This window comes from Streptomyces sp. ISL-10 (genome assembly GCF_018614575.1).
GTDB lineage: Bacteria > Actinomycetota > Actinomycetes > Streptomycetales > Streptomycetaceae > Streptomyces.
Genome location: NZ_JAGGOJ010000020.1, coordinates 84,026 through 101,985, shown reverse-complemented (window position 1 = coordinate 101,985; position 17,960 = coordinate 84,026). Strand labels below are relative to the sequence as shown.

General features: G+C 72.6%; 13 protein-coding genes. 9 read left to right on the top strand and 4 right to left on the bottom strand.

Annotated elements, in window-relative coordinates; all coding sequences use genetic code 11:
- Positions 1 to 81: 81 nt before the first annotated feature.
- The 4 genes from J7E88_RS23995 (at position 82) to J7E88_RS23980 (ending at position 6,395) form a co-directional block, all read left to right on the top strand.
- Positions 82 to 927 (top strand): DegV family protein, encoded by an 846-nt coding sequence (locus J7E88_RS23995; RefSeq protein ID WP_215184446.1) that lies wholly within the window; start codon positions 82 to 84, stop codon positions 925 to 927.
- Between the two features lie 1,217 nt (positions 928 to 2,144).
- Positions 2,145 to 2,903 (top strand): helix-hairpin-helix domain-containing protein, encoded by a 759-nt coding sequence (locus tag J7E88_RS36130; protein ID WP_374196314.1) that lies wholly within the window; start codon positions 2,145 to 2,147, stop codon positions 2,901 to 2,903.
- A complete protein-coding gene (locus J7E88_RS23985; RefSeq protein WP_215184442.1) occupies positions 2,900 to 5,461 on the top strand; it encodes a ComEC/Rec2 family competence protein in 2,562 nt (853 codons plus the stop codon). Before J7E88_RS36130 ends, J7E88_RS23985 begins: the two co-directional genes overlap by 4 nt.
- 106 nt (positions 5,462 to 5,567) lie before the next feature.
- Positions 5,568 to 6,395: an arylamine N-acetyltransferase gene (locus J7E88_RS23980; protein WP_215184440.1), complete on the top strand. Its 828-nt coding sequence runs from the start codon at positions 5,568 to 5,570 to the stop codon at positions 6,393 to 6,395.
- A 112-nt stretch (positions 6,396 to 6,507) separates the two neighbouring features.
- On the opposite strand, the gene J7E88_RS23975 is transcribed toward J7E88_RS23980, so the two are convergent.
- Positions 6,508 to 6,750 carry a hypothetical protein gene (locus J7E88_RS23975; protein WP_215184438.1) on the bottom strand — a complete coding sequence of 81 codons (243 nt, stop codon included), beginning with the start codon at positions 6,748 to 6,750 and terminating at the stop codon, positions 6,508 to 6,510.
- A gap of 69 nt (positions 6,751 to 6,819) precedes the next feature.
- Here J7E88_RS23975 and holA point away from each other — a divergent pair, with 69 nt between their 5' ends.
- The gene (gene holA / locus J7E88_RS23970; protein WP_215184436.1) at positions 6,820 to 7,806 is read left to right on the top strand and encodes a DNA polymerase III subunit delta; all 987 of its coding nucleotides are present in this window, start codon (positions 6,820 to 6,822) and stop codon (positions 7,804 to 7,806) included.
- A gap of 343 nt (positions 7,807 to 8,149) precedes the next feature.
- On the opposite strand, the gene rpsT is transcribed toward holA, so the two are convergent.
- Positions 8,150 to 8,416, bottom strand: coding sequence for a 30S ribosomal protein S20 (gene rpsT, locus J7E88_RS23965; protein ID WP_215184434.1), 267 nt, complete (start codon positions 8,414 to 8,416; stop codon positions 8,150 to 8,152).
- A 240-nt stretch (positions 8,417 to 8,656) separates the two neighbouring features.
- Here rpsT and lepA point away from each other — a divergent pair, with 240 nt between their 5' ends.
- The 4 genes from lepA to hemW all read left to right on the top strand — a co-directional run bounded on the left by lepA (position 8,657) and on the right by hemW (position 16,282).
- Positions 8,657 to 10,522, top strand: a complete 1,866-nt coding sequence (gene lepA / locus J7E88_RS23960; protein ID WP_215184431.1) for a translation elongation factor 4 — start codon at positions 8,657 to 8,659, stop codon at positions 10,520 to 10,522.
- A 280-nt stretch (positions 10,523 to 10,802) separates the two neighbouring features.
- Positions 10,803 to 12,692, top strand: a complete 1,890-nt coding sequence (locus tag J7E88_RS23955; protein ID WP_215184429.1) for a long-chain fatty acid--CoA ligase — start codon at positions 10,803 to 10,805, stop codon at positions 12,690 to 12,692.
- Between the two features lie 284 nt (positions 12,693 to 12,976).
- The gene (locus J7E88_RS23950) at positions 12,977 to 15,022 is read left to right on the top strand and encodes a SpoIIE family protein phosphatase (RefSeq protein ID WP_308307585.1); all 2,046 of its coding nucleotides are present in this window, start codon (positions 12,977 to 12,979) and stop codon (positions 15,020 to 15,022) included.
- Between the two features lie 27 nt (positions 15,023 to 15,049).
- Positions 15,050 to 16,282, top strand: a complete 1,233-nt coding sequence (gene hemW, locus J7E88_RS23945) for a radical SAM family heme chaperone HemW (protein ID WP_215184427.1) — start codon at positions 15,050 to 15,052, stop codon at positions 16,280 to 16,282.
- Positions 16,283 to 16,356: 74 nt separating this feature from the next.
- Here the strand turns inward: hemW and J7E88_RS23940 are convergent, their stop codons facing one another.
- A complete protein-coding gene (locus tag J7E88_RS23940) occupies positions 16,357 to 17,166 on the bottom strand; it encodes a DUF3097 domain-containing protein (RefSeq protein WP_215184425.1) in 810 nt (269 codons plus the stop codon).
- Positions 17,167 to 17,192: 26 nt separating this feature from the next.
- Positions 17,193 to 17,915 carry an MBL fold metallo-hydrolase gene (locus J7E88_RS23935; RefSeq protein ID WP_215184423.1) on the bottom strand — a complete coding sequence of 241 codons (723 nt, stop codon included), beginning with the start codon at positions 17,913 to 17,915 and terminating at the stop codon, positions 17,193 to 17,195.
- Positions 17,916 to 17,960: the final 45 nt, after the last annotated feature.

The following is a 17,960-nucleotide window of genomic DNA, read 5'->3' as shown; positions in this document are numbered from 1 at the left end:
ACCCGTCTGCCGAGCGCCCCGGAGGAGCGCGGAGCGGGGTCGGGCTGCCGCACGGCCCCGCCTGCGGGTAACCTCCCGCTCATGTCCCGCCATGTCGCTATCGTCACCGATTCAACGGCCTACCTGCCGCCACCGATGATGGAGCGGCACGGCATCACCACGGTGCCCCTGACCGTCGTGCTCGGCGATCAGGCGCTGCAGGAGGGCACCGAGATCTCGGCCCGCTCGCTGGCCCTCGCGCTGCAGAAGCGCAGGCCGGTGACCACGTCCCGGCCCAGTCCCGAAACGTTTGCGCAGACCTACCGGGCGATCGCCGAAACCGGTGCGACCGCGATCGTGTCGCTGCACCTGTCCTCGGAGTTCTCCGGGACTTACGACGCGGCGGTGCTCGCGGCGAAGGATGCCCCCGTGCCGGTGCGGGTCGTCGATACGGGAATGGTCGCCATGGCGCTCGGCTTCTGCGCACTGGCCGCCGCCGAGACGGCGCAGGCGGGCGGTTCCCTGGACGAGGCCGCCGCGGCGGCCGAGAAGCGCGCCGGGGGAACCTCCGCGTACTTCTACGTCGACACCCTCGACTATCTGCGCCGCGGTGGCCGGATCGGCGCCGCGCAGGCCCTGCTCGGCTCCGCGCTCGCCGTGAAACCGCTCCTCCAGCTCGAAGGGGGCCGGATCGAACCGCTGGAACGGGTACGGACCGCCTCCCGGGCCATTGCCCGGCTGGAGGAGATCGTCGTGGAGCGGGCCGGTACGGCTCCAGTGGACATCGCGGTCCATCACCTCGCCGCGCCCGAGCGGGCGGCGGCCCTCGCGGACCGGCTGCGCGACCGGGTTCTCGGACTGGCGGACCTCCATGTGAGCGAGGTCGGTGCGGTGATCGGTGCGCACACCGGACCCGGCCTGCTGGGAGTTGTGGTCTCGGCTCGCTGAAGGGGCCGGTGCGGCGGGGTAGTCGCGCAGCCTCTCACTCGCGAGAGTGGCGGAGATATTCACAACGGGCTTGTTGTCCACAGAAATTGGGCCTGCTCGGCAGATTCGGGCACATGTGCCTACCGTCCTGTGGCATGACTCTTCGATCACGCTCCGCAACGAGTGGACCCGGCCGTGCCCCGGCCTCGGACGGACGCACGCACCAAGGCCGCCTGCGCCTCGGCCCCAGGGGCCGTCACCGTGCCGTGGGACGGGGCGACGCGCGAACCTCCGCAGCCGACCCAGTTGTCGGGGACGGTCCCCCGGTGAACCGGCGCCTGGAGCAGGCTTCGTGGCCCGGCTCGGGACAACCGGCGAGATCGGGACCGGGATCGGGAGGGGGTACGGGCGCGGGCTGGGGCGCGGTGGTGGGAGCAGGATCGGGAGGGGGTACGGGCGCGGGCTCGGTGGCGGGGATGGGGCTGGGTGCGAGGCCGGGCCCGGTGGCGAGAGTGGGGGTGGGGCTGGGCTCGGGCTCGGGTGTGGGGCCGGCGTCCGTGGCGGGGGTGTCGCCAACGGCCGGAGTGGGGCCGACGGCGGGCGTGGGTGGGGAAGCGGGAGCGGGGGCGAGCCCGCCGCCGTTCGCCGGAGCCGATCCCGTGGCGGGTGCCAGTCCTGACGCCGATCTGCGGGCGGCGGCCGGGGGATTCAGTGCCCGAGGCGGGGCTGTCCCGAGGCCCGGCGCTCCGCCTGCTGCCGCGCAGTCCGGTCTTCTGCGGCCGGGGCGGCTCCGGCGCGGCCGGGCGTCGTCCCCCTCCGCCGACGCCCTCCGCCGGAGGGCCGACGCACTGTTTGCGGGAGCTCCGCCGGCCCGGCGGGAGGCGGCACGTTCCGCAGGCGCGAGACATGACACACGGCCGACCCATGGCACCCGGCCGAGGCAGGAGGCCCGGACGGGCCAGGACGCCGGGTCGAGCCATGGCACTCGGCCGAGCATTGACACCCGGACGAACCAGGAGACCCAGGCGAGCCATGACATCCGGGCCCGCCTCGACGCCTCGCTTGCGCCCGGCACCTCCCGCGCCCCGGCGTATCGTCCTCTGGACGACGGATCCCGTGCCGCAGCAGCGGAGCTGCGCGCCTCGGCCCACGGGGGCGGTCTCCGCGTCAGGCGACCCGGTCCGGGAGCGGACACGGCAGCGACGGCGGACGGAGGCGGGCGCGGACCCGACATCGGGGTGCCGCGCCGCGCCGACGTCACCGGCACGGGGCGGGAGCCGCGGCGCACGGCACCGTGGCGGGGCCTTGCGCTGCGGGAGCGGCTGCCCGTGTGGGTGCAGCTGAGATGTGGCCTGGAACCGAGGACGCTCGCGGCGCTCGCCGTCGTGCTCGTTGCCGCTGCGTTGTTCGCCGCCCAGCACTTCTGGGCAGGGCGGCCGCAGGCTGTGCGGGCTCCGGAGGTGGTGCGGCAGGGAGCCGCGCAGCCGCTGTCGGAGGAGCCCATGACGGGACCGGTCCCGTCGACGGTTGCGCCCCCGCTCCCCGAGGCACGGCGGGCTGCCCGGATCGTCGTGGACGTGAGCGGCAAGGTCCGTCGGCCGGGAGTGCTGCGCCTGCCTGCCGGGTCGCGGGTGGCCGATGCTCTGGAGGCGGCCGGGGGAGTCGCCGCAGGAACGGACCTGACGGGCCTCAACCGGGCACGTGTGCTGATGGACGGAGAGCAGGTGGTGGTCGGAGGGCCACCGCCTGTCGGAGCAGCCGGTCCGTCCGGCCTGACGGGCCCGGGTCTCGCAGGGGCGGATGCCGGGCCGGTCAGCCTCAACACGGCCACTGCCGAGCAGTTGGAGACGCTGCCCGGCGTCGGCCCGGTACTGGCCCAGCACATCATCGACCACCGCACCCGGCACGGCGGCTTCCGTTCGATCGACGAACTGCGCGAGGTCAACGGGATCGGTGACCGGCGCTTCGCGGACCTGCAGAACCGGGTGCGGCCATGACATACGCGACCGTCCACGCCGCGTCGGGGAACCGGCTGGGCGTGGCAGACCCGCGGCCGGAGGGACCCACCGACCTCCGTCTCGTCCTTCCCGCTCTGGCGGCCTGGGGCGCGGCAGCGCTCGCAGTCGCCGCGCCGGGCCGGTGGACGGCAACGGGTGTGGCCGCATGTCTCGTTGCCGCGGGCACGATCGCGCTCGCGGTGATCGCGCAACGGCGGGTCAGGGCCCGTGCCGGGGTGCCATACGGCCCCGAGGCGAGCGGCCCTGTGCCACGTGTCCCCGAAGCGGGCGGCTCGCTCCTGCGGCTCAATGCCACCGCTGTCGTGGCCGTGTTGCTGTGCGCCGCCGCCGGGGCCGCCTCCGCTGGGCTGCACAGCGCTGATCTGCGGCGGGGCCCGCTACCCGGCCTCGCCCACCAGCGTGCGCACGTCACGCTGGAGCTGACCGTCACCTCGGACCCGAGACCCGTGCGCCCCAAGGTCGTCGGCAACCGGCTGGCACCGGGAGCCACGGTGCTGAACGCCGAGGCGAGGCGGGTGACGGGACCCGGCGCTGTCACCACCGACACGCGCACACCGATCCTGGTGATGGTCCCCGCCGGCCGAGCGGCCGCCGAGTGGCAGCGGCTGCTCCCCTCCACCCGGCTGCGGCTCACGGGCCGCCTCGTACCGCCACTCCGGCCGGACGACCGCATCGCCGCCGTGCTGCACACGCAAGGCCCCGGCCCGCCTCGGATCACCGGACCGCCGACGGCTCTTCAGCGCCTGGCCGGGGATCTGCGCGCCGGGTTGCGCGAGGCGTCCGACGGCCTGGCGCCGGACGCGCGGGCGCTGCTGCCCGGCCTGGTCGTCGGCGACACCTCCCGCGTGCCGGAGGACCTGCACGAGGCTTTCGAGGCCACGGACCTGACGCATCTGCTCGCTGTATCGGGCAGCAACCTCACCATCGTCCTCATCCTCCTGGTCGGTCCTCCGGGCCGGGCCCTGCTCGCCGAACGGGGCGGCATGGCACCACGATTGGGCATCACCCTGCGCGGCACGGCCCTTCTGGGCGGAGCGCTCACGCTCGCCTTCGTCGTGGTGTGCAGGCCGGAGCCGAGCGTGCTGCGGGCAGCGGCCTGCGGGCTCGTCACCCTGCTCGCCATCGGGACGGGCCGCCGCAGATCGCTCCTCCCCGCGCTCGCCGCCGCCGTGCTCCTGCTCGTGCTGTACGACCCATGGCTGGCGCGCAGTTACGGATTTGTGCTTTCCGTGCTGGCGACGGGGGCGTTGCTCACCGTCGCGCCCGGATGGAGCGCCGCACTCCAGCGGCGGCGCGTGCCGCCGCGGCTCGCCGAGGCATTCGCGGCGGCCGCCGCCGCTCAGGCAGTGTGCGGCCCCGTGGTGGCGGTGTTCGCCGCCCGGGTCAGCCTGGTCGCGATCCCCTGCAACCTCGTTGCGGAAGTCGCCGTCGCGCCCGCCACGATCCTGGGCTTCGCCGCGCTGGCGGCGGCGCCGTTGGTGATACCGGTCGCGGAAGTGCTGGCCCGCTGCGCGGGGTGGCCGGCCAGTTGGATCGCCCAGGTCGCCCGGACCGGCGCGGCGCTGCCCGGCGCCGACGCGGAGTGGCCGGACGGCTGGACCGGCGGGCTGCTGTTGGCGGCGGTCACGACCGTGTTCCTGCTTCTGGTCCGACGCCTGCCGCGCCATCCCCTGGCCGGCGCGGTGTGCGCGCTGCTGGTGCTCCTCGTCGTACTGCGCCCGCCGCCGCTCACCAGAGTCATCAGCGGCTGGCCGCCGCCGGAGTGGAACTACGTGATGTGCGACGTCGGTCAGGGGGATGCCACCGTGCTCGCGGCCGGGGGCGGGACGGCTGTGGTCATCGACGCGGGCCCCGACCCCGAACTGGCGGACCGCTGCCTGCGGGACCTCGGCGTGACAAGGATTCCGCTGCTCCTGATCACGCACTTCCACGCCGACCATGTCGCCGGCCTGCCCGGCGCGCTCAAGGGACGGAGCATCGGAGTCATTCAGACGACGGGACTCCAGGAGCCGCCCGGGCAGGCCGCGTTCGTCCGGCGGGTCGCCGCGGAGGCCGGTGTGCCGGTCGTGCACGCGGCACTGGGGGAGCACCGCCGCACCGGCGGCGTCGACTGGCAGGTGCTGTGGCCGGACCACCGGCAGGGCACGAGACCGCAGGGGCCGAACGACGCCAGCGTCGCCCTGCTGGTCCGCGCGGCCGGTGGCCTGTCGCTGCTGCTGCTCGGCGACCTCGAACCGCCCGCCCAGCAAGCCCTGCTGCGGGCGCATCCCGCGATTCCGAGGGTGGACGTGCTCAAGGTGGCCCACCACGGCTCGGCGTACCAGCACCCAGGGCTGCTCGCCGGCATCCGCCCGAGACTGGCACTCATTTCCTGCGGCCGGGACAACCCGTACGGTCACCCTGCGCCGAGGACCGTCGGCATGCTGCGGGCCCAGGGAGCGATGGTGCTGCGCACAGACCGGGACGGGGCGATCGCGGTGGCGGGAGCGGGACCACGGCTGCGGGTCACGACCCGCGCAGGCCCCGCAGAGCACTAGGGCCGGGGACGGAGGCGCTCCGCCGGGCGGCCGGGGACTGGCGACCGCCTGGCCCGGGACCCGAGGCGCATGGCATGCGGGCATGAGACCGAGGAGACTTCACGGTATGGGAACACCAGGACAGGAGTCCGAGCCACCGCGAGCGCTCCCCCAGCGGACCGTCGACGCCTACCTGCGCCGAATCGGCGCCGACCGCCCGGCGCGGGCCGACGCGGCCGCCCTGCGCGAGCTCCAGCTCAGGCATCTGCACACCGTGCCGTTCGAGAATTTGTCGATCCATCGCGGTGAGAACCTCGTCCTCGCCGACGAGCCGCTCGTCGCCAAGATCGTGGAGGCGCGGCGGGGCGGCTTCTGCTACGAACTCAACGGCGCGTTCGCGGCGTTGCTCCGAGCTCTGGGCTTCACCGTGACGCTGTACCAAGCGCGCGTCTTCGGACAGGGCGGGCGGCTGGGCATCCCGTACGACCACCTCACCCTGCGGGTGGAGACGGTGGACGGCACCGGGCCCTGGCTGGCCGACGTCGGGTTCGGGGACCACAGCCACCATCCGCTCGCGCTGGACGACAGGGAGGACCAGCAGGACCCGGCCGGTGTGTTCCGGATCGTGGATGGGGGGCGGTACGGGGACCTCGACCTGCTGCGGGGCGGCAAGCCGCAGTTCCGGGTGGACACCCGGCCGCGTGAACTCGCCGACTTCGAGGCGGGGGCCTGGTACCACCGCACGTCGCCCGCTTCGCACTTCACGCAGTCCCTCGTCTGCTCACGGCTGACTCCCGAAGGCCGGGTCACGCTGAGCGGACGCAAGCTGGTGGTCACCGAGCACGGTGAGCGGCACGAGCGGCAGCTCTCCGACGACGCTGCGGTGCTGGCGGCCTACCAGGAGCAATTCGGGCTGGTGCTCGACCGGCTGCCGCCCGATCCCGCGGCCCGGTGATGTGCCCTTCGGGTCCGTGTACGCGCGCGTACCGCCCGACGGATGCCGCGTCGCTCCGGTAGCGGGGCTGCACGCCGCCGGCCGCACGGGTGGCGCCCGACAGGTCGCGAGGCTATGGGGCCTCGAGCCAGCCCTCGTACTCCGCGGCGAACTCGTCGAGGGCGTGCGCGTCCAGGCGCCCGTCGGGGTCCTCCACCACGACGAGCCACTGGGCGTCCTCGGCGTCGTCCTCGCCGGCCAGCGCGTCCCGCACCAGTTGCGGTTCATCGGTGACGCCGAAGCGTCCGGCCAGTTCCTCGGCCGCGTCCTCGGCGGCGTCGCGGTCGGGCAGCACCAGTACATGTCGTTCGCTCACCGGCTCATTCTCCGGTACGCCGCGGGATGCGCCGAGGAGTGTCAGTGGCCCGTGGGATGCTTGACCGCAATGGCCAGGAAGAATTCGACCGACGACCCCCTCGCCCCTGTCACGCTCGCCGTGGGCCAGGAGGATCTGCTCCTCGACCGCGCCGTGCAGCAGGTGGTGGCTGCGGCCCGGGCCGCCGACTCCGACACCGACGTACGCGACCTCACCGCCGAACAGTTGCAGCCCGGCACGCTCGCAGAGCTGACGAGCCCCTCGCTCTTCGCCGAGCGCAAGGTGGTGATCGTGCGCAATGCGCAGGATCTTTCGGCCGACACGATCAAGGACGTCAAGGAGTACCTCGACGCCCCGGCGGAGGAGATCACTCTCGTGCTCCTGCACCCCGGCGGTGCGAAGGGCAAGAGCCTGCTTGACGCGGCGCGGAAGGCGGGCGCGCGTGAGGTCGCCTGCCCCAAGACGACCAAGCCGGCCGAGCGGCTCACCTTCGTTCGCTCGGAGTTCCGTGCGCTGGGGCGGTCGGCGACACCCGAGGCGTGCCAGGCCCTGGTCGACGCGATCGGCAGCGACCTGCGGGAGCTGGCCAGCGCGGTGTCCCAGCTGACCGCCGACGTCGAGGGCACCATCGACGAGGAGATCGTCGGGCGTTACTACACCGGTCGAGCCGAGGCGTCGAGCTTCAACATCGCCGACCGGGCGGTCGAGGGCCGGGCGGCCGAGGCGCTGGAGGCGCTGCGCTGGTCGCTGTCGACGGGCGTGGCGCCGGTGCTGATCACAAGCGCACTGGCACAGGGCGTGCGCGCGATCGGAAAGCTGTCCGCCGCGCGGGGCGGGAGGCCGGCCGACCTCGCCCGTGAGCTGGGTATGCCGCCCTGGAAGATCGACCGGGTCCGCCAGCAGATGCGTGGCTGGACACCGGACGGCGTCGCGATGGCCCTGCGGGCGATCGCGGAGGCGGACGCGGGGGTGAAGGGCGGCGGGGACGATGCGGAGTACGCCCTGGAGAAGGCGGTCGTCACCGTCGCCCGAGCGGCCCGCCTCCGCCGCGCGTAGCCACGTGTCCTGAAGCCCCGCCTTACGGCGCCGCCCGCCTCCGCCCCGCCTGGCCATGTCTCCGGCACGCCGCCTGCCTCACGGCGCCGCCCACCCCATGCGCCTCCCGCCGGGCCCAGCCCTGTCCCTACGCCCCGGGCCGTCCGGCCCGCCCGCACCCGGCGGCCCCGCAGGCATGGCAGAGGCCCCGCACAGTCCTGGGGAAGGACCGGGCGGGGCCTCGGCGTCAAGCTGGGTGCGCCGCACCCGCGTGGCGAACGCAGGCCGCGTGCGGCGCGAGGGGTGCCGGTCGGGAGCGGATGAGAGGGCCCGCTTGATCCCTAGCGGCGATCAGTCAAGGTGCTCAGCCCTGCAGGGAGGCAACCTTGGAAGCCAGCGCCGACTTCTTGTTGGCGGCGGCGTTCTTGTGGATGACACCCTTGGAGACGGCCTTGTCGAGCTGACGCGCGGCGGCACGAGCAGCCACGGTCGCCTTCTCGACGTCGCCGGCGGCGACAGCCTCGCGGGCCTTGCGGATGGAGGTCTTGAGCGACGACTTGACGGCCTTGTTGCGCAGGCGCGCCTTCTCGTTCGTCTTGTTCCGCTTGATCTGGGACTTGATGTTCGCCACGAAAGAGCCTTTGCAGGTTCGATGATCTTTGAGGTTGCGTCCCTCCCCCCGTAACCCTTCGGTACGGGAGGTGCCCCCAGAGAGGGCACGAGACACAGCTGCTCAGGCTACCAGTCGCCCCACAGACGGCCCAAACCGAGCACAGTGCCCGACGCGTGGGACCATGGAGCCTACGTATCGATCCGACACGGACCCGAGCCGAGTTCCGACCCGGCGTCTGCCAAAGAATCAGGACCCTGCGTGCCCGCGACTCCTACCCACGTGCCCGAGCCGAGCCGTACCGACCCGGCGCTGATCCGCAATTTCTGCATCATCGCGCACATCGACCACGGCAAGTCCACGCTTGCCGACCGGATGCTCCAGCTGACCGGCGTGGTCGAGCAGCGGCAGATGCGTGCTCAGTACCTCGACCGTATGGACATCGAGCGCGAGCGCGGCATCACGATCAAGTCCCAGGCGGTCCGTCTGCCGTGGGCGCCCACCGAGGGCGTGGACCAGGGCAGGACCCACATCCTCAACATGATCGACACGCCTGGGCACGTCGACTTCACCTATGAGGTCTCCCGGTCCCTGGCCGCCTGCGAGGGCACGATCCTCCTGGTCGACGCCGCGCAGGGCATCGAGGCCCAGACCCTCGCCAACCTCTACCTGGCGATGGAGAACGACCTCGCCATCGTCCCGGTCCTCAACAAGATCGACCTGCCGGCCGCGCAGCCGGAGAAGTTCGCCGAGGAGCTGGCGAACCTGGTCGGCTGCGACCCGGACGACGTGCTCAGGGTGTCCGCCAAGACGGGCCTCGGTGTCGAGGCGCTGCTCGACCGGGTGGTCCGCGAGGTGCCGGCACCGGTCGGTGTGGCCGACGCCCCCGCCCGCGCGATGATCTTCGACTCCGTCTACGACTCGTACCGCGGTGTCGTCACGTACGTACGTGTCATCGACGGCCAGCTCAACAAGCGCGAGCGCATCCGGATGATGTCCACCGGCGCCACCCACGAGCTGCTGGAGATCGGCACCAACTCGCCGGAGATGCTGCCTGCCGACGGTCTCGCCGTCGGCGAGGTGGGCTATCTGATCACCGGTGTGAAGGACGTCCGCCAGTCCAAGGTCGGCGACACGATCACCACCCTGCACAAGGGCGCCACGGAGGCGCTCGGCGGCTACAAGGACCCCAAGCCGATGGTGTTCTCGGGCCTGTATCCGCTGGACGGCTCGGACTACCCCGAGCTGCGCGACGCGCTCGACAAGCTCCAGCTCAACGACGCGGCCCTGGTCTACGAGCCGGAGACGTCCGCGGCTCTCGGCTTCGGCTTCCGTGTCGGCTTCCTCGGTCTGCTGCACCTGGACGTGATCCGTGAGCGGCTGGAGCGGGAGTTCGGCCTGGACCTGATCGCCACCGCTCCGAACGTGGTCTACCGCGTGACCATGGAGGACGGCACCGAGCACACGGTCACGAACCCGAGCGAGTTCCCCGAGGGCAAGATCAGCGAGGTGCACGAGCCGGTCGTGCGGGCGACCATCCTCGCGCCGAGCGAGTTCATCGGTTCGATCATGGAGCTCTGCCAGACCCGCCGCGGCACGCTGCTCGGCATGGACTACCTCTCCGAGGACCGGGTGGAGATCCGCTACACCCTGCCCCTCGCGGAGATCGTCTTCGACTTCTTCGACCAGCTGAAGTCCAAGACGCGCGGGTACGCCTCCCTCGACTACGAGCCCACCGGCGAGCAGGCGTCCAGCCTCGTCAAGGTCGACATCCTGCTGCACGGCGACAAGGTCGACGCCTTCTCCGCCATCACCCACAAGGACGCGGCCTACGCCTACGGTGTGCGGCTCGTCGCCAAGCTGCGCGAGCTCATTCCGCGGCAGGCGTTCGAGGTGCCGATCCAGGCCGCCATCGGCTCCCGGGTCATCGCCCGCGAGACGATCCGGGCGATCCGCAAGGACGTCCTCGCCAAGTGCTACGGCGGTGACATCTCGCGTAAGCGGAAGCTGCTGGAGAAGCAGAAGGAAGGCAAGAAGCGGATGAAGATGGTCGGTTCCGTGGAGGTCCCGCAGGAGGCCTTCATCGCGGTGCTGTCCAGCGACGAGGGCGGCAAGAGCAAGAAGTGACCAGGGCGGCTTGTGCCGCCTGTCGCACCCGTGCCGAAAAGCGCCCGTCCGGCTCAGGACGGGCGCTTTTCGGCCATCCGGAGAGGTGTCAATCGTTACATGTACATAGCACCGACTGGTTGCTCCGAAGAGCGGACGTGCGCTCTGTTCGTTATGAAGCGGCAGCCCGCAGGCACTTACGCGCCGCCGATGTGCCCTCTACCCTGATCACGGCTCGATGGTTACTCGCCAGTTAAACAACCAGCCAGTCGTGCAAGCTGCCGCAGGCCCGGAGGACGTCGTGAGCGAAACCCAGACCCAGATCGAGAACCGACCGCCATCGGTGGCGACCCTCTTCACCGAGCGAGTGTCGGCCACGCCGAACGCCGAGGCGTACCGCTATCCGGTGCCCCCCGCCTCGGGAACGGGGCCCGATGACTGGAAGTCCCTGAGCTGGGGCGAGGCCGCCGAGCGCGTCTACGCCATCGCGGCCGGCCTGATCGACCTCGGGCTCGCCGCCGAGGAGCGGGTCGCGCTCGCCTCCTCCACCAGAGTCGAATGGATCCTCGCCGACCTCGGCGTGATGTGCGCGGGCGGCGCGACCACCACGATCTACCCGTCCACCAATGCCGAGGAGGCGGCGTACATCCTCGCCGACTCCGAGAGCCTGGTGCTCTTCGCCGAGGACGCCGCCCAGCTGGCGAAGGCCCGTGAGCGCCGCGCCGAGCTGCCCACGCTGCGTCATGTCGTCGTCTTCGACGCCGAAGGCGTCCAGCCGGACGCCGCCGACCCCGAGGGCTGGGTGCTGACCCTCGCCGATCTGGAGGCCCGCGGCGCCGCGTACCTCGAGAAGCACCCCGAGGCCGTCAAGGAGCGGGTCGCGGCCATCACCGCCGACCAGCTCGCGACGCTCATCTACACCTCCGGCACCACGGGCCGCCCCAAGGGCGTGCGCCTGCCGCACGACAACTGGTCGTACATGGCGAAGGCCACCGCCGCGACCGGCCTCATCACCCAGGACGACGTGCAGTACCTGTGGCTGCCGCTCGCGCACGTCTTCGGCAAGGTGCTGACCTCCGGCCAGATCGAGGTCGGCCATGTCACCGCCGTCGACGGCCGCGTGGACAAGATCATCGAGAACCTGCCGGTCGTCCAGCCCACCTACATGGCGGCCGTGCCCCGCATCTTCGAGAAGGTCTACAACGGAGTCGCCGCCAAGGCCCGGGCCGGCGGCGGCGCCAAGTACAAGATCTTCCAGTGGGCGGCCGGCGTCGCCCGCGAGTACGCCAAGGTCTCGCAGGACAACTTCCGCCGCACCGGCACCGCCTCGGTGCCCTTGGGCCTCGGCGCCAAGCACAAGGTCGCCGACGCGCTCGTCTACTCCAAGCTCCGCGAGGCGTTCGGCGGCCGGCTGCGCGCCGCCGTCTCCGGCTCCGCCGCCCTCGCCCCCGACATCGGCTACTTCTTCTCCGGCGCCGGCATCCACATCCTGGAGGGCTACGGTCTCACCGAGTCCAGTGCCGCGTCGTTCGTCAACCCCGGTGAGGCGTACCGGACGGGCACGGTCGGCAAGCCCGTGCCCGGCTGCGAGGTGCGCATCGCCGACGACGGCGAGATCCTGCTGCGCGGCCCCGGCATCATGGAGGGCTACCACAAGCTGCCCGAGAAGACGGCCGAAGTCCTCGAATCCGACGGCTGGTTCCACACCGGTGACATCGGGGAGCTGTCCGCGGACGGCTACCTGCGCATCACGGACCGCAAGAAGGACCTGATCAAGACCTCCGGCGGCAAGTACATCGCACCGGCCGAGGTCGAGGGCCAGTTCAAGGCCGTGTGCCCGTTCGTCTCCAACATCCTGGTGCATGGCGCTGACCGGAACTTCTGCACCGCGCTCATCGCCCTCGACGAGCCCACGATCCTCGGCTGGGCCGAGGAGAACGGCCTGGGCGGCAAGTCCTACGCGGAGGTCGTCGCCTCCCCGCAGACCGAGCAGCTCATCGAGGGCTATGTGCAGCGCCTCAACGAGGGCCTGCAGCGCTGGCAGACGATCAAGAAGTTCCGCCTGCTGCCGCGCGACCTGGACATCGAGCACGGCGAACTGACGCCCAGCCTCAAGCTGAAGCGTCCGGTCGTCGAGCGGGAGTACAAGGACCTGATCGAGGACATGTACGCCGGCTCCCGGGAGGCGTGACCGCCGGCTCACGGGCGGTCCGACGGCTGCTCCCGACACCGGGACGCGCCGTGCCCGAGCGCCCATCCTGACGTGACGCCGGGCGCCGGGGAACCGCGCCCGGCAGGGGAGAACGCCGCACGATCGCGACACAGGCGTGCGGCGTGATCCTCGCAACACACCGTACGACCAGCCGGAATGCGAAAGGACCCCACCAGTTCGGTGACTCCGTGCTTATGGGCGGGCTCGGTCTGTCACCCTGTCGGTGTCAGAGCGGCGCACACAGCACCGACCAGGAGCCGCACGTGGGGTCCATTCCGTTGCAGCGAGACACCGGCAACCGGCCACCACCCGTGTCCGCCGGGTTGTCAGAGCCCGGCGCGGGGGTCCGCATCAGCCTGCCCGGGAGCCTCCTGGCGCCCGGCACCGCACGGCGGCTCGTCCGTGCGGCCGTCGCCGAGTGGACCGGGCTCGGGCTGCTCGACTCCTGCCCCCGCTGCGACGGGCTCGACGGCGGCTGCCCGCCCGGCACTCCCTGCCCCGAGCGGCTCGCGTACGACGCCGCCCTCGTCGCAGGGGAACTCGTCACCAACGCCGTCGTCCACGCGGGCACGGCAGCCGATCTCGTGTGCCGGTTCGAACAGCTCGCCGAAGACGCTGCCGACGCTGTGGACGGGCCCGCCGTGATCGTCGAGGTCTCCGACCACCACCCCGACCGCCCGGTCCACAGCCACCCGCACGGCTTCGACCAGTCGGGCACCCCCGACTACGGGCGCGGCCTCCATCTCGTTGCGGCCCTCGCCGAACGCTGGGGTGTCACCTACCGCGCCGCGCTCAAGACCGTCTGGGCCAGGCTGCCGCTCGACGGCCGCGGCATCCGGCCGCGGACCGGCGAGGAGCCCGTGCCCCTACGCAGGCCCCCGCTCGGCGACGCCGCCTCCGAGGTCCCCTCGCCCGGGCGGGACGACCACCACTGGCTGGCGCGCGGCGGAGCGGCCTCGTTCCTGGCCGAGGCATCGGACCTGCTCGCCGGGCAGCTCGACGAGAACATGGTCGCCGCCCTCGCCGGACAGCTGCTCGTGCCGAGGCTCGCCGACTGGTGCGCCGTCTGGCTCGACGGCGACACCGGCCGGCACGGCCTGCGCGAGCCGGGCCGCACGGCGGCCGCGCCGCGCCTGGCCGGGGTCTGGCACCGCGACGAGGCCGCCGTGGAAGAGCTGCGGGCGGCCCTCGGTGCGGAGGCGCCCAAACCGCCCGACCCCGGCTTCGGCGGCCCCGTACCGGTCCCGTGGCCGGGCGTGCACCAGGGCGGGCATCAGGGCCCGCACCCGGACGGGGACACGGGCGGGGACGTAGGCGGGGACGTGGACGGTCGGCAGAGCGGCGGGGCGGCGCTGGCGTACCGGCTGGCGGCGGGCGGCCGAGGGCTCGGCGTGCTCGTCGTCGCCCAGCAGGACACCGCCCGGCTGCCCGACGAAGTGACCGCGCTCGTCGAGGACTTCACCCGCCGGGTGGCCCTCGCCATCAGCGCCGCCCGTGAATACACCCGGCAGGCCACCATCAGCCGCGTCCTCCAGCGCGGGCTGCTCCCCAGCAAGGTCGGCCAGATCCCCGGCGTCGACACCTGCCTGGTCTACGAGCCGAGCGGGGACGGCGTCGCGGGCGGCGACTTCTACGACGTCTTCCGGGCCGGGTCGAGCGGCCGCTGGTGCTTCGTGCTCGGCGACGTCCAGGGCAGCGGACCCGAGGCCGCCGTCGTCACCGGAGTCGCCCGCCCCTGGCTGCGGCTCCTCGCCCGCGAGGGCTACCAGGTCGGCCAGGTGCTCGACCGGCTCAACGGCCTGCTCCTCGACGACGCCATGGAGGCCGCCGAGGCCGCCGCCCTGCTCGTCACGGGCGGGCACGGGCCCGGCCTGCCGGAAGGGCAGCACTCCCGCTTCCTGTCCCTGCTCTACGGCGAGGTCGTGCCCTCGCCGGACGGCCGCGGCGGCGCACGGTGCACCCTCGCCAGCGCCGGCCACCCGCTGCCGCTGCTGCTGCGCCCCGACGGAACGGTCACCGTGATCGCCGAGCCGCAGGTGCTCCTCGGGGTGGTCGACGACGTCGCGTACCGGAGCAGCACCTTCGACCTGGCGCCGGGCGAGACGCTGCTCTGCGTCACCGACGGAGTGACCGAGCGGCGCTGCGGACGCCGCATGTTCGACGACGAGGACGGTCTCGCCGCGGTCCTCGCCGGGTGCGCGGGGCTGTCGGCGCAGGGCGTCGCTGAACGGATCAGGACTGCGGTGCACGCGTTCGCGCAGACGCCGCCGGGCGACGATCTGGCGCTGCTGGTGCTCCAGGCGGGATGACGCCGCCGGTGACGGACAATGGGGGGCATGCCTTCCGTACTGCCCGACGGCGAGCCCGTCCCCGACGACGGCTCACTGCCCGCGTCCGCCCTCGACGACGCGGGTGACCGGCCGCTCGCCTTCTACCTGCACGTGCCCTACTGCGCCACGCGCTGCGGCTACTGCGACTTCAACACCTACACCGCGACCGAGCTGCGGGGCTCGGGCGGCGTGCTCGCCTCCCGCGACAACTACGCCGAGACGCTGGCCGACGAGATCCGGCTGGCCCGCAAGGTCCTCGGCGACGACCCCCGCCCGGTGCGGACCGTCTTCGTCGGCGGCGGCACGCCGACGCTGCTCGCGGCCGGGGATCTCGTACGGATGCTGGGCGCGGTACGGGAGGAGTTCGGCCTCGCCGACGACGCGGAGATCACCACGGAGGCGAACCCGGAGTCGGTCGGCCCGGAGTATCTTCAGGTGCTGCGGGCCGGGGGCTTCAACCGCATCTCGTTCGGCATGCAGAGCGCCCGGCAGCACGTGCTGAAGGTGCTCGACCGCACGCACACACCCGGGCGCCCGGAGGCATGCGTCGCCGAGGCGCGGGCGGCGGGCTTCGAGCACGTCAACCTCGACCTGATCTACGGCACACCGGGCGAGAGCGACGACGACTGGCGGGCCTCGCTGGAAGCGGCTGTCGGTGCGGGACCGGACCATGTGTCGGCGTACGCGCTGATCGTCGAGGAAGGCACACAGCTGGCCCGGCGCATCCGGCGCGGCGAGGTTCCCATGACCGACGACGACGTCCACGCGGACCGCTACCTGATCGCGGAGGACGTTCTCGCGGGCGCCGGCTACTCCTGGTACGAGGTGTCCAACTGGGCCACGTCCGAGGCCGGCCGCTGCCTGCACAACGAGCTGTACTGGCGCGGCGCCGACTGGTGGGGTGCGGGCCCGGGTGCGCACAGCCATGTGGGCGGCGTGCGCTGGTGGAACGTGAAGCATCCTGGCGCGTACGCGGCGGCACTGGCCGAGGGCCGCTCGCCGGGCGCGGGCCGCGAGAAGCTGAGCGCCGAGGACCGCCGGGTGGAGCGGATCCTGCTGGAGCTGCGGCTGCGGGAGGGGGTGCCGCTGTCGCTGCTGCGCGAGGCGGGCCTCGCGGCGGCCTCCAGGGCGCTGGGTGACGGCCTGCTGCAGGCCGGGCCATACGCGGAGGGCCGGGCGGTGCTGACCCTGCCGGGGCGGCTGCTGGCGGACGGCGTGGTGCGGGACCTGGTGGACTGAAGGATTCCCCGGGATCTCCCGGGATCCCCGCCCCCTCAGTCCTCCCGCGCCCGTCACCCGAGGATGCCGCCCGCTCAGTCCTCCGGCGCCGTCACGAAGTCGATCAGTTCCTCGACCCGGCCCAGCAGCGCCGGCTCCAGGTCCTTGTACGAACGCACCCGCGACAGGATGCGCTGCCAGGCCGCGCCTGTGTTCTCCGGCCAGCCCAGCGCCCGGCACACGCCCTTCTTCCAGTCCTGGCCGTGCGGGACCCCTGGCCACCCGGCGATGCCGAGCGACGACGGCTTCACCGCTTCCCACACGTCGATGTACGGGTGGCCCACGACCAGCACATGCGGGTCCGTGACCGAGGCCGCGATACGCGACTCCTTGGACCCGGCGACCAGATGGTCGACCAGGACGCCGAGGCGTGCGTCCGGGCCGGGTGCGAACTCCTCGACGATCGACGGGAGATCGTCGATGCCCTCCAGGTACTCGACGACCACGCCCTCGATGCGCAGGTCGTCTCCCCACACCCGTTCCACCAGCTCCGCGTCGTGGCGGCCCTCCACGTAGATGCGGCCGGCGCGGGCGACCCGGGCCCGCGCGCCGGGGACCGCGAGCGAGCCCGAGGCCGTACGGGCGGGGCGGGCCGGTGCCGAGGCGGACGGGCGGACCAGCGTGACCGTCTTGCCCTCCAGCAGGAAACCCCGCGGCCGGAGCGGAAAGACCCGGTGCTTGCCGAAGCGGTCCTCCAGCGTGACGGTGCCCGCCTCGCAGCGGATCACCGCCCCGCAGAAGCCGGTCGCGACCTCCTCCACCACCAGATCGGGCTCCGCGGGGACCTCCGGAACCGGTGCCGACCGCTTCCACGGGGGTGTCAGGTCAGGGCTGTAACTGCGCATGTCGCATGACGATACGACCGGTTCCCCTACGACACGCCGAAGCGCGCCGCGAGCAGGTCACGCTGCCTCCGCACGAACGCCGCGTCCACCGCCGCACCGTGCCCCGGCACGTACAGCGCGTCCTCGCCGCCCAGCGCAAGCAGGCGGTCCAGCGCCGCCGGCCAGCGTGAACCGATCGCGTCGGGGCCCGCCTGCGGCTCGCCGGACTCCTCCACGAGGTCCCCGCAGAAGACGACCTCCCCCTCACCGGGCACGAACAGCGCCAGATCGTGCCCCGAGTGGCCGGGACCGACGTTGGCCAGCAGCACCCGGCGGCCGCCCAGGTCGAGCGTGCACTCGCCGCTCACCGAATGATGCGGCAGCACGAGCAGATCGGCCGCCTCCGCGGCCGCGGCCTCCGGGACCCCGTGCCGTACCGCGTCGGCGCGGATGGTGTCCCGCCCGCGGCCCAGCAGCGTGTCCATGCCCACAGCACCGTAGATCTCCGCACCGGCGAAGGCGGCCGTACCCAGCACATGGTCGAAGTGCGGGTGGCTCAGTGCGATGTACGTCACGCGGCGCCCGCCCGCCAGTGCCTGCGCCTGCGCACGGACCTCGGCGCCCTCGCGGATCGTCGAGCCCGTGTCGTACAGCAGGACGTGGTCGTCGCCCACCACCAGACCCACGGTCGCGTCCCAGGTCGGCATCCTGCGCCGGCCGACGCCGTCGCCCAGCCGTTCCCACCCGAAGTCTTCCCAAGCGGCGTCCATACGGCGACGCTATCCGCATCGACCAGCACAGGTCTCGCGATAGCG

Excerpts from the sequence above, each read along its gene's own strand:
- hemW (WP_215184427.1), top strand. The coding sequence starts at position 15,050 with ATGCCTTCCGTACTGCCCGACGGCGAGCCCGTCCCCGACGACGGCTCA.
- J7E88_RS23940 (WP_215184425.1), bottom strand. The coding sequence starts at position 17,166 with ATGCGCAGTTACAGCCCTGACCTGACACCCCCGTGGAAGCGGTCGGCA.
- holA (WP_215184436.1), top strand. The coding sequence starts at position 6,820 with ATGGCCAGGAAGAATTCGACCGACGACCCCCTCGCCCCTGTCACGCTC.
- J7E88_RS23980 (WP_215184440.1), top strand. The coding sequence starts at position 5,568 with ATGGGAACACCAGGACAGGAGTCCGAGCCACCGCGAGCGCTCCCCCAG.
- J7E88_RS23995 (WP_215184446.1), top strand. The coding sequence starts at position 82 with ATGTCCCGCCATGTCGCTATCGTCACCGATTCAACGGCCTACCTGCCG.
- J7E88_RS23985 (WP_215184442.1), top strand. The coding sequence starts at position 2,900 with ATGACATACGCGACCGTCCACGCCGCGTCGGGGAACCGGCTGGGCGTG.
- J7E88_RS23935 (WP_215184423.1), bottom strand. The coding sequence starts at position 17,915 with ATGGACGCCGCTTGGGAAGACTTCGGGTGGGAACGGCTGGGCGACGGC.